This is a genomic window from Chryseobacterium sp. AG363 (genome assembly GCF_003610675.1).
Classification (GTDB): domain Bacteria; phylum Bacteroidota; class Bacteroidia; order Flavobacteriales; family Weeksellaceae; genus Chryseobacterium; species Chryseobacterium cucumeris.
Genome location: NZ_RAQF01000004.1, coordinates 106,238 through 120,052, shown reverse-complemented (window position 1 = coordinate 120,052; position 13,815 = coordinate 106,238). Strand labels below are relative to the sequence as shown.

15 protein-coding genes are annotated in these 13,815 nt (G+C 35.3%); 6 read left to right on the top strand and 9 right to left on the bottom strand.

Annotated features, from left to right (window positions below):
* Window positions 1-14: 14 nt before the first annotated feature.
* A complete protein-coding gene (gene leuS / locus DEU39_RS16815) occupies window positions 15-2,828 on the bottom strand; it encodes a leucine--tRNA ligase (protein WP_120232719.1) in 2,814 nt (937 codons plus the stop codon).
* 172 nt (window positions 2,829-3,000) lie between these two features.
* Window positions 3,001-3,477 (bottom strand): lipocalin family protein, encoded by a 477-nt coding sequence (locus DEU39_RS16810; RefSeq protein WP_120232718.1) that lies wholly within the window; start codon window positions 3,475-3,477, stop codon window positions 3,001-3,003.
* A gap of 145 nt (window positions 3,478-3,622) precedes the next feature.
* Between DEU39_RS16810 and DEU39_RS16805 the strand changes: the two genes are divergently transcribed.
* From DEU39_RS16805 to DEU39_RS16795, 3 genes are read left to right on the top strand one after another with little or no spacing between them, the layout of a single operon-like run.
* Window positions 3,623-4,654: an acyltransferase family protein gene (locus DEU39_RS16805; protein WP_120232717.1), complete on the top strand. Its 1,032-nt coding sequence runs from the start codon at window positions 3,623-3,625 to the stop codon at window positions 4,652-4,654.
* A gap of 22 nt (window positions 4,655-4,676) precedes the next feature.
* Window positions 4,677-5,432 carry a glycosyltransferase family 2 protein gene (locus DEU39_RS16800; protein WP_062675751.1) on the top strand — a complete coding sequence of 252 codons (756 nt, stop codon included), beginning with the start codon at window positions 4,677-4,679 and terminating at the stop codon, window positions 5,430-5,432.
* Window positions 5,432-6,058 (top strand): deoxyuridine 5'-triphosphate nucleotidohydrolase, encoded by a 627-nt coding sequence (locus DEU39_RS16795; RefSeq protein ID WP_120232716.1) that lies wholly within the window; start codon window positions 5,432-5,434, stop codon window positions 6,056-6,058. Before DEU39_RS16800 ends, DEU39_RS16795 begins: the two co-directional genes overlap by 1 nt.
* On the opposite strand, the gene DEU39_RS16790 is transcribed toward DEU39_RS16795, so the two are convergent.
* The 6 genes from DEU39_RS16790 to DEU39_RS24835 all read right to left on the bottom strand — a co-directional run bounded on the left by DEU39_RS16790 (window position 6,050) and on the right by DEU39_RS24835 (window position 9,863).
* The gene (locus DEU39_RS16790) at window positions 6,050-7,288 is read right to left on the bottom strand and encodes a 3-deoxy-D-manno-octulosonic acid transferase (protein ID WP_120232715.1); all 1,239 of its coding nucleotides are present in this window, start codon (window positions 7,286-7,288) and stop codon (window positions 6,050-6,052) included. The two genes, DEU39_RS16795 and DEU39_RS16790, sit on opposite strands and share 9 nt — an antisense overlap.
* A 5-nt stretch (window positions 7,289-7,293) precedes the next feature.
* A complete protein-coding gene (locus DEU39_RS16785) occupies window positions 7,294-7,638 on the bottom strand; it encodes a cupin domain-containing protein (RefSeq protein ID WP_120232714.1) in 345 nt (114 codons plus the stop codon).
* Window positions 7,635-8,102: a DUF1648 domain-containing protein gene (locus DEU39_RS16780; RefSeq protein WP_120232713.1), complete on the bottom strand. Its 468-nt coding sequence runs from the start codon at window positions 8,100-8,102 to the stop codon at window positions 7,635-7,637. The genes DEU39_RS16785 and DEU39_RS16780 overlap by 4 nt, the downstream gene beginning before the upstream one ends.
* 22 nt (window positions 8,103-8,124) lie before the next feature.
* Entirely contained in the window at window positions 8,125-8,841 is a 717-nt protein-coding gene (locus DEU39_RS16775) for a C40 family peptidase (protein ID WP_062675746.1), read from the bottom strand.
* Window positions 8,842-8,926: 85 nt separating this feature from the next.
* Window positions 8,927-9,574 (bottom strand): O-methyltransferase, encoded by a 648-nt coding sequence (locus tag DEU39_RS16770; RefSeq protein ID WP_120232712.1) that lies wholly within the window; start codon window positions 9,572-9,574, stop codon window positions 8,927-8,929.
* 133 nt (window positions 9,575-9,707) lie between these two features.
* A complete protein-coding gene (locus tag DEU39_RS24835; RefSeq protein ID WP_409193480.1) occupies window positions 9,708-9,863 on the bottom strand; it encodes a CCPGW family putative bacteriocin in 156 nt (51 codons plus the stop codon).
* 827 nt (window positions 9,864-10,690) lie between these two features.
* Here DEU39_RS24835 and DEU39_RS16765 point away from each other — a divergent pair.
* The 3 genes from DEU39_RS16765 to DEU39_RS16755 are packed head-to-tail and all read left to right on the top strand — an operon-like array spanning window position 10,691 to window position 12,876.
* Window positions 10,691-11,284 carry a hypothetical protein gene (locus DEU39_RS16765; protein ID WP_062675744.1) on the top strand — a complete coding sequence of 198 codons (594 nt, stop codon included), beginning with the start codon at window positions 10,691-10,693 and terminating at the stop codon, window positions 11,282-11,284.
* Window positions 11,285-11,336: 52 nt separating this feature from the next.
* Window positions 11,337-11,909 (top strand): hypothetical protein, encoded by a 573-nt coding sequence (locus tag DEU39_RS16760; protein WP_120232711.1) that lies wholly within the window; start codon window positions 11,337-11,339, stop codon window positions 11,907-11,909.
* Between the two features lie 4 nt (window positions 11,910-11,913).
* Entirely contained in the window at window positions 11,914-12,876 is a 963-nt protein-coding gene (locus tag DEU39_RS16755; RefSeq protein WP_120232925.1) for an HTTM domain-containing protein, read from the top strand.
* A 52-nt stretch (window positions 12,877-12,928) separates the two neighbouring features.
* Here DEU39_RS16755 and DEU39_RS16750 read toward each other — a convergent pair whose 3' ends face one another.
* Window positions 12,929-13,762: an OmpA family protein gene (locus DEU39_RS16750; protein ID WP_047435593.1), complete on the bottom strand. Its 834-nt coding sequence runs from the start codon at window positions 13,760-13,762 to the stop codon at window positions 12,929-12,931.
* Window positions 13,763-13,815 lie beyond the last annotated feature (53 nt).

The following is a 13,815-nucleotide window of genomic DNA, read 5'->3' as shown; positions in this document are numbered from 1 at the left end:
ATGTTAATTTTTTTTTAAATTACGATATTCACAATACGGTGAGGGACTACAATGATTTTTTTAGGGGTTTTACCCTCCAAAATCTGTTGCATTTTCTCGTTAGAAATCACCAAATCTTCTACTTCCTTGGCAGATAATTGAGCGGAAAGTGAAATTTTGAACTTCATTTTACCATTTACGCTTACCGGATACTCAATTTCGTCTTCAACCAGATAATCCTCATTCAATGCCGGGAATTTTTCAAATTCTATCGATGTACCGTGTCCTAATAAACTCCACAATTCTTCACAGATGTGAGGAGCATACGGAGAAATGATAACGGCAAGCGGTTCTAAAATATTGCGCTTGTTGCATTTTATTTTCTGAAGCTCGTTTACAGCAATCATAAAGGATGATACTGAAGTATTGAAAGAGAAGTTTTCAATATCGTATACTACCTTCTTTATTAAGGTATGTAAAACTTTGTATTCCGCTTTTGTAGGTTCTTCGTCTGAAACTTCAAATACGTCTCCGTTGAAATACAGGTTCCAGAATTTTTTAAGGAAACCATATACTCCGCTTAACCCTTGAGTATTCCAAGGCTTGGATTGTTCTAACGGTCCTAAGAACATTTCATATAAACGTAAGCCGTCTGCTCCGTACTCTTCACAGATATCATCAGGATTGACTACATTATATTTTGACTTGGACATTTTTTCTACTTCACGGTCTGTGATGTATTTTCCGTCCTCCAGAATAAATTCTGCATCTGCATAATCCGGTCTCCATGCTTTGAAGGCTTCAGTATCCAATTCGTCAGAAGTTCCTTTTAATAAGGATACGTCTACGTGAATCTGCTGAGTCTGGTAATCTTTAGCTAAATTTTTAGACACATATTGATTTGTGCCGTCAATTCTGTATACAAATGCACTCATTCCTAAGATCATCCCCTGATTGATCAGTTTCTGGAATGGTTCATCATGGCTGATATATCCTCTGTCTTTTAAGAACATGTTCCAGAAACGGGAATACAATAAGTGACCGGTTGCATGTTCGCTTCCTCCTATATATAGGTCTACCTGTCCCCAATAATCTGCTAACTCTTTTTTAACAAAAGTTTCTTCATCATTCGGATCCATGTATCTAAGGAAATACCATGAGCTTCCTGCCCAACCTGGCATTGTAGATAATTCTAACGGGAAAATAGTTTTGTCATCAATAAGATCTGTAGCTACTACTTTCTGGTTAGCTTCATCCCATGCAAATTCTTTTGCATTTCCCAATGGTGGATCTCCATCTTCTGTAGGTAAGTATTTTTCAACTTCAGGAAGTTCCAAAGGTAAAGCGGAAGTTGGCAACGTGTAAGGCATTCCATCCTTATAATATATAGGAACTGGTTCTCCCCAATAACGCTGTCTTGAGAAAATAGCATCACGCTGTCTGTAGTTTGTTGTTCCATGACCGATTCCTTTCGTTTCGATCTCGGAAATCATTTTTGCTTTCGCTTCATTATAATGTAATCCGTTTAAGAAATCAGAGTTTACACAAACGGAATCTTTGGAATCAAAAGATTTTTCCTGAACGTCTTCTTCGGTTTCTACAACTTTCTTGATTTCAAGATTAAATTTCTTAGCAAATCTGTGGTCACGCTCATCGTGTGCCGGAACTGCCATTACTGCTCCTGTTCCATATCCCATCAACACATAGTCGGAAATATAGATCGGCATTTTTTCATTGCTGAAAGGATTGATTGCATAACTTCCTGTGAAAGCTCCGCTCACGTTTTTCACGTCAGACATTCTGTCTCTCTCCGTTTTTTTGGATGTTTCTTCAATATAAGTATCTACTTCTACTTTTTGAGCATCTGTAGTAATCGTTTCCACTAAAGGATTTTCCGGAGCCAGTACCATAAAGGTTGCTCCAAATATCGTATCAGGCCTTGTTGTAAATACTTCAACAGTCTCGTCATGCCCTTCTACTTTGAACTGAACCTGTGCTCCCTGAGATTTCCCGATCCAGTATTCCTGGGAATCTTTCAACGGCTGCGGCCAGTCTAAGGTATTTAATCCCTGTAATAATCTTTCAGAATATGCGGAAATTCTCATACTCCACTGCATCATTTTCTTCTGGAAAACCGGGAATCCTCCTCTTTCGGATTTTCCATCCTTTACTTCATCGTTGGCCAATACAGTTCCTAATGCAGGGCACCAGTTTACAGTGGTTTCTGCTCTGTAGGCAAGACGGTAGTTTAAAAGGATGTCTTCTTTATCAATTTCAGAAGCATTCTTCCATTCTTCTGCAGTGAAATTTAATTCGTCGTTCTGATTGGCATTTAATCCTTCTGTTCCTTTTTCTTCAAAATGCTGAATTAAAGAATCAATAGGCTCCGCCTTATCTGTATTTTTATTATACCAGGAATGATACAACTGGATAAAAATCCATTGTGTCCATTTATAATAAGAAGCATCTGAAGTTCTTACTTCTCTGGTCCAGTCGAATGAGAAACCGATTTTTCTCAGCTGCTCTTCATATCTGTTGATATTCTGTTCTGTAGTAATAGCCGGGTGCTGCCCTGTCTGAATAGCATATTGTTCAGCAGGAAGTCCAAAGCTGTCATATCCTACCGGGTGGAGTACATTAAACCCCTGATGTCTTTTGTATCTCGCATAGATATCCGATGCAATATATCCCAGCGGGTGACCTACGTGAAGTCCTGCTCCTGATGGGTACGGAAACATATCGAGTACATAAAACTTAGGTTTGTCTGTGTTATTAGAGGTTTTATAGGTTTGATTTTCCTCCCAGTATTTCTGCCACTTTTTTTCTATCTGCTGATGATCGTAAAACACTTGATATATATGTTATATGTTAAACTGATTATTTTTTCTTTTTGTCAAGATTCACAAAATTAATGATTTTAAAGTAAATAGAAATTGAAATTATGATGAATTACAAATTCTACCTCAACAAAAAAATCCCATCCGGAGATGAGATCTGTTTTATATCCTGAAGTATATACTATTATTGAGTAACTCTCTTGAAGGTATATGTTCTTGTCTGGAATATAGTAGGATCCTGAGTCTCCTCTCTTACCGCAAGATTGAGCGTTGTTGCATCCAAAGTAATCACCTTTGCATTCTGCGGCTCTACGATTCCCTGAATTTTCATCTGAACGTCTTTCCCTTCCTTATTATAAGTATAATTGAATTTTATATCTGAAAGAATAGCACACTGACCAGGGGTAGCAGTATCTCCCCAGTTCGTTTTCCCTCCCTTAGAATCAACGCTGAACCACCATCTTGTCTTTTTCTGACAGTCTGTATAAGTAATCGTGTTAGAAACCGGGTCTTCACCAACTTCTACAGTGGTAACTACTTCTTTTAACGGTTGCCATGTCCCAACAAGAGGAGCTTCCAGAACAGTATCATTGTCACTACTACAGCCTGTAGCTGCAGCAAACAAAGATAAACCTGCAAATAGTAATGCTAATTTCTTCATAGATCAATTTTTTCAAGCGCTAAAATTATAATTTTTTTGATTTATATTACTATTTTTTATGAAAAATTATTTCATCGACGATTATTTATATATATTTAAAAATAGGGACACCTGATTTTCCCTTTATTTAACAAATAGTGAATACATGAGCATCGTTCATTCTATTAAAAAAGTTATTTTTGCAGGAAACAAAATACAAATGCAGGATATTACGAGAAACAATTTTGATTTTATACGTGTTCTCCTTGCCTTTATTGTCTTTTTGGGACATCTTGGCACACTCAGCGCTTCTCCTGACCTCAGGATTTTTGAGCATAGCCCTATAGAAATTGCTGTTTTCGGCTTTTTTGCGGTGAGCGGATTTCTTATTGCAAGGAGCTATGAAAGGTCTTCAAGCCTGAAAAGCTATTTAAAAAAGAGAATCAGAAGAATTGTTCCCGCCTACTTATTGGTTATTTTTTTATGCGCAATTTTATTAAGCCTGGTAAGTACCTATTCCTTCACTGAATATTTCAGCAATACACAAGTTTATAAATACCTATTTTGGAATTCATTATTTTTAAATTTTAAAGCACCCTGGCTTCCCGGAGTTTTTGGGAATCAAGCAGTAAATGGTGCCCTATGGACACTGAAAATAGAAATGTGCTACTATTTTGCGGTTCCTCTGTTGTTTTTGCTTTTCGGGAAAAACAATAAATACAGAAATGTAAGTTTGGTTATTCTATACTTCTTATCACTTATTTATCTAAATTATTTTGAATCTTTAAATAAAATTTCCCTTGCCAAACAGCTTCCAGGAACATTATCCTATTTTATCCCTGGAATGTTGATTTACTTTAATTTCGATAAATTTATCCAGCATAAAAATATCATTTTCATTATTGCATTCGTTACTGTGTGGATTGACTTATTTTTAAAAGTTCAGCTTTTTTCTCCAATGATGATCGGGGTTATCGTAATGTATGTTGCCTATTCATTCAAATTCTTAAATAATTTTGGAAAATATGGTGATTTCACCTATGGAATCTACATTTTCCACTTCCCTATTATCAGGACTTTCCAGACTTTAGGATTGTTTGAAGATTACAATCCATTTGTAATGGCTTTGGTATGTATGTTGGTGGTAATTGCAGTAGGTATAAGCTCCTGGCATCTTTATGAAAAAAGATTTTTATAATTTAGCAGTTTAAAAAACATAAATGAAAGATCTTGTCTCTATCATTACTCCCTGTTATAATTCTGCAGAATTTATCGAGGAAACCATACAGTCTGTTCTTAACCAAACCTATGAAAATTGGGAGTGGCTCATTACTGACGACCTTTCCAAAGATAATACCGTTGAGATCATCCGAAAATATAATGATCCCAGAATAAAACTGCAGGTACTGGAGAAAAACGGAGGCGCAGGAAATGCAAGAAACAACAGCCTGGAAAGAGCACAGGGAAGATACATTGCCTTTCTGGATTCCGATGATTACTGGTATCCCGAATATCTGGAAATGATGACGGATTATATGCAGGAGCACAAAGCAGAACTTGTTTATTGTAATTATTCAAGATGCGATGAACAGCTTCAGCCTATACTTAAAGATTTCTTGGCGGATAAAGTGGTTACATTCTCCAATCTGCTGAAAACATGTCGTCTGGCACCGGTTTCTACAATGTATGACACTCAAAGAGTCGGCAAGTTTTTATTCCCTGTAAAAAGTAAACGCGAAGATCATGTGATGTGGCTGAATCTTTTAAAAGTAATTCCGGAAGGAATTCCTGTAAAAAAGACACTGGCCAAATACAGGATGCGTGAAAACAGCGTTTCAAGAAATAAAAAAAACATCATTAAAGATCAATATCTTGTTTATAAAGATTTCATGGGATTCTCCACAGTAAAATCGTTGTATTATACGGCTAACTGGGCATTAAACGGATTTCTGAAATATTCGAAAATTTTCAATTAATGGAGTATTCAAAAGAGTTCAAAGCCGCTCTGAGTGCTTTTTCCGGAACGGAGAAGGACAAACTTATTTTCAGACTCCTGAGAAAGGATAAATTATTATCTAAAAAACTCTACTTCGAACTGATTGATCCGGAAACCACGGATGATAAAAGAAACGCGATGGAAGAACATGTGAAGGAACAGATGCTCTTGGCCTCAAAGTATGTGGGAAATGCTAAATATTTCCTGGCTACTGTTCGAAAAATAAGTGCTGAAATCACGGAACATGTAAAAATAACGACCGATAAATTCGGAGAGGTTTCCCTGAATCTTCTTCTCGTGAATAAGGTATTGGAAAATAATGGTGATCTCAGCAGACAAAGGTTTGATAATGTTTACAAGCTTTATATTTACACCATCAACAAAATTTTCAAGTCATTAATTCTTGTAAAAAAACTGGATGAAGATTACTGGATGGAAATTGATGAATACCTTCGTGATACCCTGAATAAAGTTTTAGAAAATCATTATCTCCAAAAGCTATGCATCAATAATGGTCTTGACTTCAACTGGTTTGAATGTGACAGAATTCCGGATAATATCGATCAGATTATGAAAGACATTAAAAGCCAGGGATTTTTACGATAGGATTTTCTGAAGAATCATTCTGGTAGAATCAGGTTTTCCGTCTACGAATTTTTCTGCATTTTGAGACATTTCAGTAAGTTCTTCTCTGTTATCCTCATTCGTAAGAAATAAAACAAATTCTGAAGCTGCATATTCGTCAGGGAAAGACTTTCCGCCATTGGCCGAGATCAGGTCATCCGCTTCCGGATTCTTTTTGTAATGATTTCCAAAGATCACAGGAACACCAAAAGTAGCGGCTTCCAGAATATTGTGAAGTCCCGCATCATGAAATCCTCCTCCTACAACAGCTACATCTGCATAAGAATATAATTTTGATAATAAACCAATGCTGTCTATAATCAGAATTGGAGTATTGAAAGTTGAAGGCCGGGTATTTTGTATTTCACTATACAATAAGGCATCCGGGAATATATTTTTCAAATGCTCTACTCTTTTCAGATCGTGGGGGGCAATAATAAGTTTTACCGTATTATTTTTACGGGAAACTACTTCTGCTATTTTCTCTTCTGCCTGCCATGAACTTCCAAAAACAACAGCTTTACTTTCCCCTTTGAAATCTGCAATGAAATCTACATGATTATTTCTTTCTCGCAGCTGTTTTACTCTGTCAAATCTTGTATCTCCCGTTACGGAAGACTTCATTAATCCAACGCTTTTCGCCAAGGCCAAGGAAAACTGAGTCTGGTGAAAAAACCAGTCTACATTTTTCTGAAGCTGCTTCACAAACCATTTTCCATAGGAAGTAAAAAAAGATTGTCTTTCATAAAACAGTGCAGAAATGACATAAATCTCTGTCCCTTTATTTTTCAGTTCTGCAAGGAGGTTATACCAATAATCATATTTAACCGTAAAAAATAGTTCAGTATTAAATTGGTCTGTAAATTCTCTTACAATACTTTTTTTATCGAAAGGCAAATAACAAATAACGTCTGCAATATGTTTTTTCTTAACCACATTTTCATATCCTGATGGAGAAAAGAAGGTCACGAGTATTTTGTGTTGAGGAAAATTCTCTTTCAATTTCTCCAGAACAGGTAATCCCTGTTCATATTCGCCCAGGCTTGCAGCATGCATCCAAATTACCTGATCTGTTTTTGAAAATGCAGACTTTACTTTATTCAAAGACTGACTTCTTCCTTCAACGCCTTTTTTAGTTTTATCATTAATCAAGGCAAAAACCTTCATGCCGAAGGTAAGAAGACTGATAAATATATTGTATAAAAAAGCCATTTTACTTATTCTTTAATTTCAATTCTGTCGTGATCCGTGGGAGGATTTGATATGACTAAAAATTCAATTTCTTCATTTGATTCATTGGAGGTAAAATGCTTTGCTCCCGGCTCAATGGATATAGATTCATCCTGCCCAACCAGGAATTTTTCTTCATTGATATAGAATACTGCTTCACCTTTCAGAATATAGAAAAACTGTTCTGCCACTTTATGAAAGTGTAGTTTTTCTGAAGTTCCTGCAGGCATTTTCTCCTGTTTTACGGATAAGCTTCGGGTATTTTTAAGAATCCAGCTGTCACATTGGCTTCCCCAGATATAATGTTCTGAATTATCTTTAGAATGTATCATTTGAATAGATGGGCAATAAAAAGTAATGCAGGAGTAAATAACACGACAGATAAAAAGATGGTTGCGAATGTAATTCTCGGTTTAGCCTGATCATCTACGGCATATCTGAACATATAGTCCTGAATATTCATAAAAATAACCGCTAAAAACAAAAAAAGAATTCTCAGGCCAATCTTCATAATTAAAAACTGAGCATTCATATTCTGAGCCGTAATTTCTACCGGGAAATTAGTGTCTTCGGGATGTCTCAAGCCATACACGAACAGAGCATATAATCCCAGAGCCAATAAAGGCATCAGAAAAGCATACATTTTACCTCCAAATCCATCCGCTTTTCCCTCCATATCAAAATGTACAGGAATTCTCTCTGGCAATGTATTAAAGTTTTTCAGGGTAAACCACCATAGAAAAACGACTAATCCAAAATTAAAAATATCAAAAATTGTAAAAAGAATATTTTCCATTTCAGACGAGATTGAATTAGGATTAGATTACACTTTTCAGTACTCTCAGTTTATGAGTATGCTTATTCATTTCTTTGTTGAAAATCCCTGTGGAATCCAGTGTGTCTATTCTTACCTTTCCGGAAGCATGGATGATCTTTTGATTTTCCAGCATAATTCCAACATGAATAATTTTCCCTTCTGCATTTTCAAAGAATGCAAGATCTCCGGGCTGTGTTTCTTCAACGAAAGTAAGCGGCTCCCCTACCTCAGCCTGTTGTGATGCATCTCTGGGTATTTTTATATTATGAATTTTGTAAACCAATTGGGTAAATCCGGAGCAGTCTACTGCGAAGAAGCTTTTACCTCCCCAAAGATAAGGTACATTCAGGAACTCTTTTGCTGTCAGAGCGATACTTTCACGCACATCATGGCTTCTTCTTGAAGCTACCACCGGAAACTCCACTTCGGAACCCATAGAAAGTAACGTTTTACCATCATTCATTAGTACGGAAGAAAAATCTTCGGTAACGACAGTCACTTTTCTTTTGGCCAGCTCTTCGTCTGTTATAGGCTTCAGCTGCTTGGTATCCATCCATCCTTCATAGCCATCATAATGCATTTTTATTTTGGTCCAGTTTTTATCTACTTCCAAAATATCTGCACTTTCTCCAAACAATATTTCCGTAACAATTTCAGCTCTGTCAGAATTTTCTGCACGAACCGGCGCTACTGTAACAATACAAACTCCTTTATTCATTAATTTTCAATTTAAAGATTGAATGATTTAAAGATTAAAAATACGATATATCTCTCTTTAAATGTTTAATCCTTGAATATTTCAGTTACTTTCTGCGAAGAAAGTTGACTCCATCACGCAAAGGTAAAATAAGATTTTCAAAATCTTCGTCTTTTGCTACCAAATCATTTAACTCCTGGATCGACTGGGTAGATTTCAGCTTCGGATTTTCTTCCAATACTTTTCCATACCACAAGACATTATCAAAAAGGATCACCGTTCCGGATTTTGTATGCGGTTTAATCAGTCTGAAATATTCAGCATAGTTTTCTTTATCGGCATCTACAAAAATCAGATCGAAAAATTCATCTGTTTCTTTTAAATATTCCTTGGCATCCTGAAGTTTAAATTCAATCTGACCTGCATATTCGCTGGATTCAAAATATTTTTTAGGAAGATAGGCAAGATCTTCATTCACATCCAATGTTGTAATTTTCCCGTTCTTCGCCAGTCCTGCTGCCAGACATAAGGTAGCGTATCCTGTGAATGTTCCTATTTCAAGAATACTTTTCGGCTGCATCATCTGGGAAATAATCGTCAGCAATCTTCCCTGCTGATATCCGGAAATCATATGAGGCTGTGTGGTTTTCTGATATGTCTCTCTCCTCAGCTTTTTCAGAATTTCGGATTCCGAAGAAGCGTGTGCCTCCAAATATCTGTCCATTTCAGGATTCTTTTCTTCAAAAAAACTCATACCATTTTAATTTAAACAAATTTAATGATTTTAAAGCTTTCCCAAACCTTGTTTTGTTCAATATAAAATACAAAAAAGAGAGAAATTAATTCCTCTCTTTTTCTTAGCCATCTACATTCTACGTAAAAAATTATTATATGGCTATACAATATTGTCTTATCCCAGCACAAACCCATCCCGGGCAACACTTTGTTTGTAGACTCGTACAAAATATCTGTGGATTACATCCGTTAATAGCACCTTGTACAGTTTTCATTTCTCCTCTTGAAAGCTTTTTTAAATTTTTCATAATGATTTTAGTTTAGTATTAATTTCCTACTCTTTAGATTTTCGGACACCTCTTTAATATTTCCTTTAACGGAGATTTAAATATACATATTCTTTTATTAATCAAATAATTATAAACACAAAAACTACACATTTAATAAATAAAAAAATAAACTTCAGTGAAAACCCCACATAAAATACCGTGAAAACACGGATATTATTTTTGTGGTATTAGTTATAAGTTTGCAATAAGAATAAGGGGTAAAAACACTAAGAGAAAACAAGATGATTGCAGGAGAGACACAAACTAACCATGAGAATCACAAAAAAGTTGTACTGAAAAGTAGAACTGATGCTTCTGCAGCAAAAAGTAAGAAAGAAATATCCACTTCATTTTTGCAACGAATTATTTCACTCCTGAAAAAGGAAGAATTAATTTGATTAAAAAATAAATCCCGTCCACCTTCGGGATTTATTTTTGCTTTATACTCACATATTCCCTCTCAGGTTATTTCAGATTAAAACCTCATCCATTTCCTTCATCATCATTTTTCTCTACATCATTCAACAGAACTTCATTAAGTTCATTTCTACAATTCATTCTCAAAAGTCATATTGTAAGCCACAATATATCAGCTTGAAATATCCATGAATAGCCAATATTTTTCAAAATCCTGATTCATATCTCAGTTCACAAGTCAAAATCCTCATAAAATATAGGAAAAACACCTGTATTTGACCGCTCATATGCCTCTACCTTTGATATAAGTTTTCCAACCATGAAACATTCAAATAATGGAGGCACCCGAAAATCCTAAAAAAGAGTAGGGATATTTTAAAAACAACCACATGAAAACAAAGACTTTATTATTAATCGGAGCGATAGTGGGACTTGTGATGATATTTTCCCAGCTAAAACCTCAGGAAATGTCTTTTTATAAAGAAAAAGGCAATTATATTGTAGACCATAATTACATACTGAAAGATGTGAAAAAAATTTCTGACGAAGACATGAAAAGTTTGTTAAGTCTTCAGAAACTTCATCAGAACAGTTTGGGTACCAATTTCATTATTTATAAAATCAACAGACAGTATGTAATCCGCGGATGCTTAATGAAAGCTAATATCGACTGGAAAAAGTATGGAGATCTAAGAGAAAAAGTGGACGGTATCCTGAAAAAATATGGAGCTAAAGAATTGGGAAAAGATTATTATGCTATTCAAAACAACCAGGTTGCAACCAATGCAGCTTTGCTAAGCCAGAAAGACATCGCCTCTCTAAGTAGATTAACCGTTAAAGGAGCAGAAGAATACACAATTTGTCCACCAACGATGGGTAGAAGAAATCTTACCAATGTGATTATAAAATCTTACAAAGTTAATACAGCCATTGATCCAAGAATCAATGTAAAGCTGAACAGCGTATTGATGAATTACAAATAACCTCAAAAGGCTGTTTTTAGTCCGAAGACAGCCTTTTCTTAAATCTTTTGTCATGAAAAGAAAGCTTCAGTTATCCGGAATTTTTATGATCCTGCTTCTGGTTTTCACCATTGGCCTGAAAGGAACATTTGATGGATATTATGGTTTTTATTATGAAAATAAAGACTATAAAAAACCGCTGTTATATACTATTTCCGAAGACATTGCCCAATCAAAACCCGTTAATATATTTACTTCTTACACTGGTTTTGATACAGGATATGGTTTCTACGCACCCAATGTTGCCAGCGACTTTGTCATGAGCTTTGAATTAAAAGATCAAAATGGTAATATCCTTGAACAGAAAAACCTGCCTTATTTTAAGAACAAAGAGAGCAGAGTAAGATATACAACTGTTTTTAACATGTTTCTTGATAAAATTTCCGACAAAAATAAATACGACAAAAAATATTATCAGTACCTGGATATCATTATCAGACAGATCGCAGCCCACGTAATGAAAGAAAATCCGTTAGCATCCAGTGTAACTACAAAGCTTTATCTGTACAACTACCCTGCTATTGCAGATTTCAAAAAAGGAAAAACGAGTGAAAATCTTATTCTTATTGATGAATTCAAATACTAAAGTGATGAAAAATCTGAATGCATTCTATACCAAAATTGAAAATTTCTTTTTCAGACAAGATAATCAAACGGAATTCTTAAGCTTCTTTAGGATTGCCATAGGAATTGTAATTCTTTTACAATTTGCTGCAGTGTTGCCGGATTTTGAAAAATTATTTTCAAGCAACAGTATTATTCCTCAGGACATTATGAGTGTTTTTACTCCAGACTGGTTGATAACCTTCTCAAAAATAGTAAGCTTTTTACAAACTCTCGGGATTGAAGAAAGTGCAACAATGGCAATAACCAAGGTATCGTTTATTACACTGTGTATTTTGATCATCACCGGATTTTATTCAAGAATCTCTGCATTATTGTTGCTTATTTTACAGATAGCATTACTTAAGGGAAGTTCTTTTTTTGCCTATGGTGCAGATTTTTTCACAAGCATGTCTTTATTTTATCTGATTCTTTTTCCTGCTGACCAACACTTTTCACTGAGAAATTTTATTTTCGGCAGAAAACCGGGGCATAGTAATATTACTCCAGTTAAAAGATTATTTCAGATTCATATTTCTATTGCTTATTTCTTTTCCGGACTGGATAAAGCTTTAGGGTTCAACTGGTGGAACGGTGAATCTATCTGGAAAGCTATTCATCTCCCCTACTCCAACAGAGACCTGAATATTGATTTCAGCTGGCTGATAGAACACTCTTATCTGATAAGTTTGATTGGATGGAGTACCATTATTATTGAGATATGTTATCCTTTTTTTATCTGGTATAAACCCACACAGAAAACATGGCTTTTCTTTACCATCTCCATGCATATAGGAATTGCACTGGTTTTGAATTTATATTATTTTTCAGCAATTATGATCGTCTGGAATATCACCAATTTTTATTTTGAACAGTCTGATAAAAAGACAGTCACTTCTTCAAAGAAAAAAATATCGGCAGAGTATATTCCCAAACAGGTTGGTTCATAAAAAAATAAATCCCGAATTGCTTCGGGATTTATGATGATATAAGGTTTAATCATTATTTCTTAGGAGCGATATCCATCAGTTTCATAAACTCATCAAGTTTAGGCATAATGATGATTTCCGTTCTTCTGTTTTCTGATCTTCCTGAAACGCTCATGTTAGTCGCTTTCGGGTTGTATTCAGAACGTCCACCAGCAGTAATTCTTGCCGGATCTACTCCAAACTGAGTCTGAAGAACTTTAGCAACTGAAGTACCTCTTAATGCAGAAAGATCCCAGTTGTCTCTTGGAAGATTTGGAGAGTTCAACGGAGCGTTATCCGTGTTACCTTCGATCAATACAGAGTATTTATCGTAATCGTTGATTACTTTTGCTACTTTACCCAACACTTCCTGAGCGGCAGGCAGGATGTTGTAATCTCCTGTTTTGTATAGCATTTTATCAGAAAGGGAGATCATTACTACTCCTTTCAATACTTTTACCTGTACATCTTCATCAGATACATTATCCAAAGATCTCTTCAGTTTATTAGACAATGCCAGGTTCAAACTGTCATTTTTAGCATTACTGGAGATCAATTGCTTGATATAAGAATTGGACGCATTGATTTCGCCTACCAGTTTGTCAATGTTAGCAGAACTTTTTCCAGTATTAGACAGACACGCATCAAGTGATGATTTTAATGCATCGTGCTGGCTTTTCAACAAGTTGTTTTCACCCGCCAATGCAGAATTCTGAGATTTCAAATCCTGAATTTCTCTTTGTCTTTCTCCGATATTTTCAATACACTGCTTATAGTTTGTGCTCAAAGCATCATACTGCTTTTTGCTGACACAAGATGTCATCCCCAGCGCCATTGCAGAAACTGCTAAAATTTTTAAAATCTTCATAAATAATCATTTTTAGACTACTCAAAGTTAGGAAAATTCAATTGAATTATATC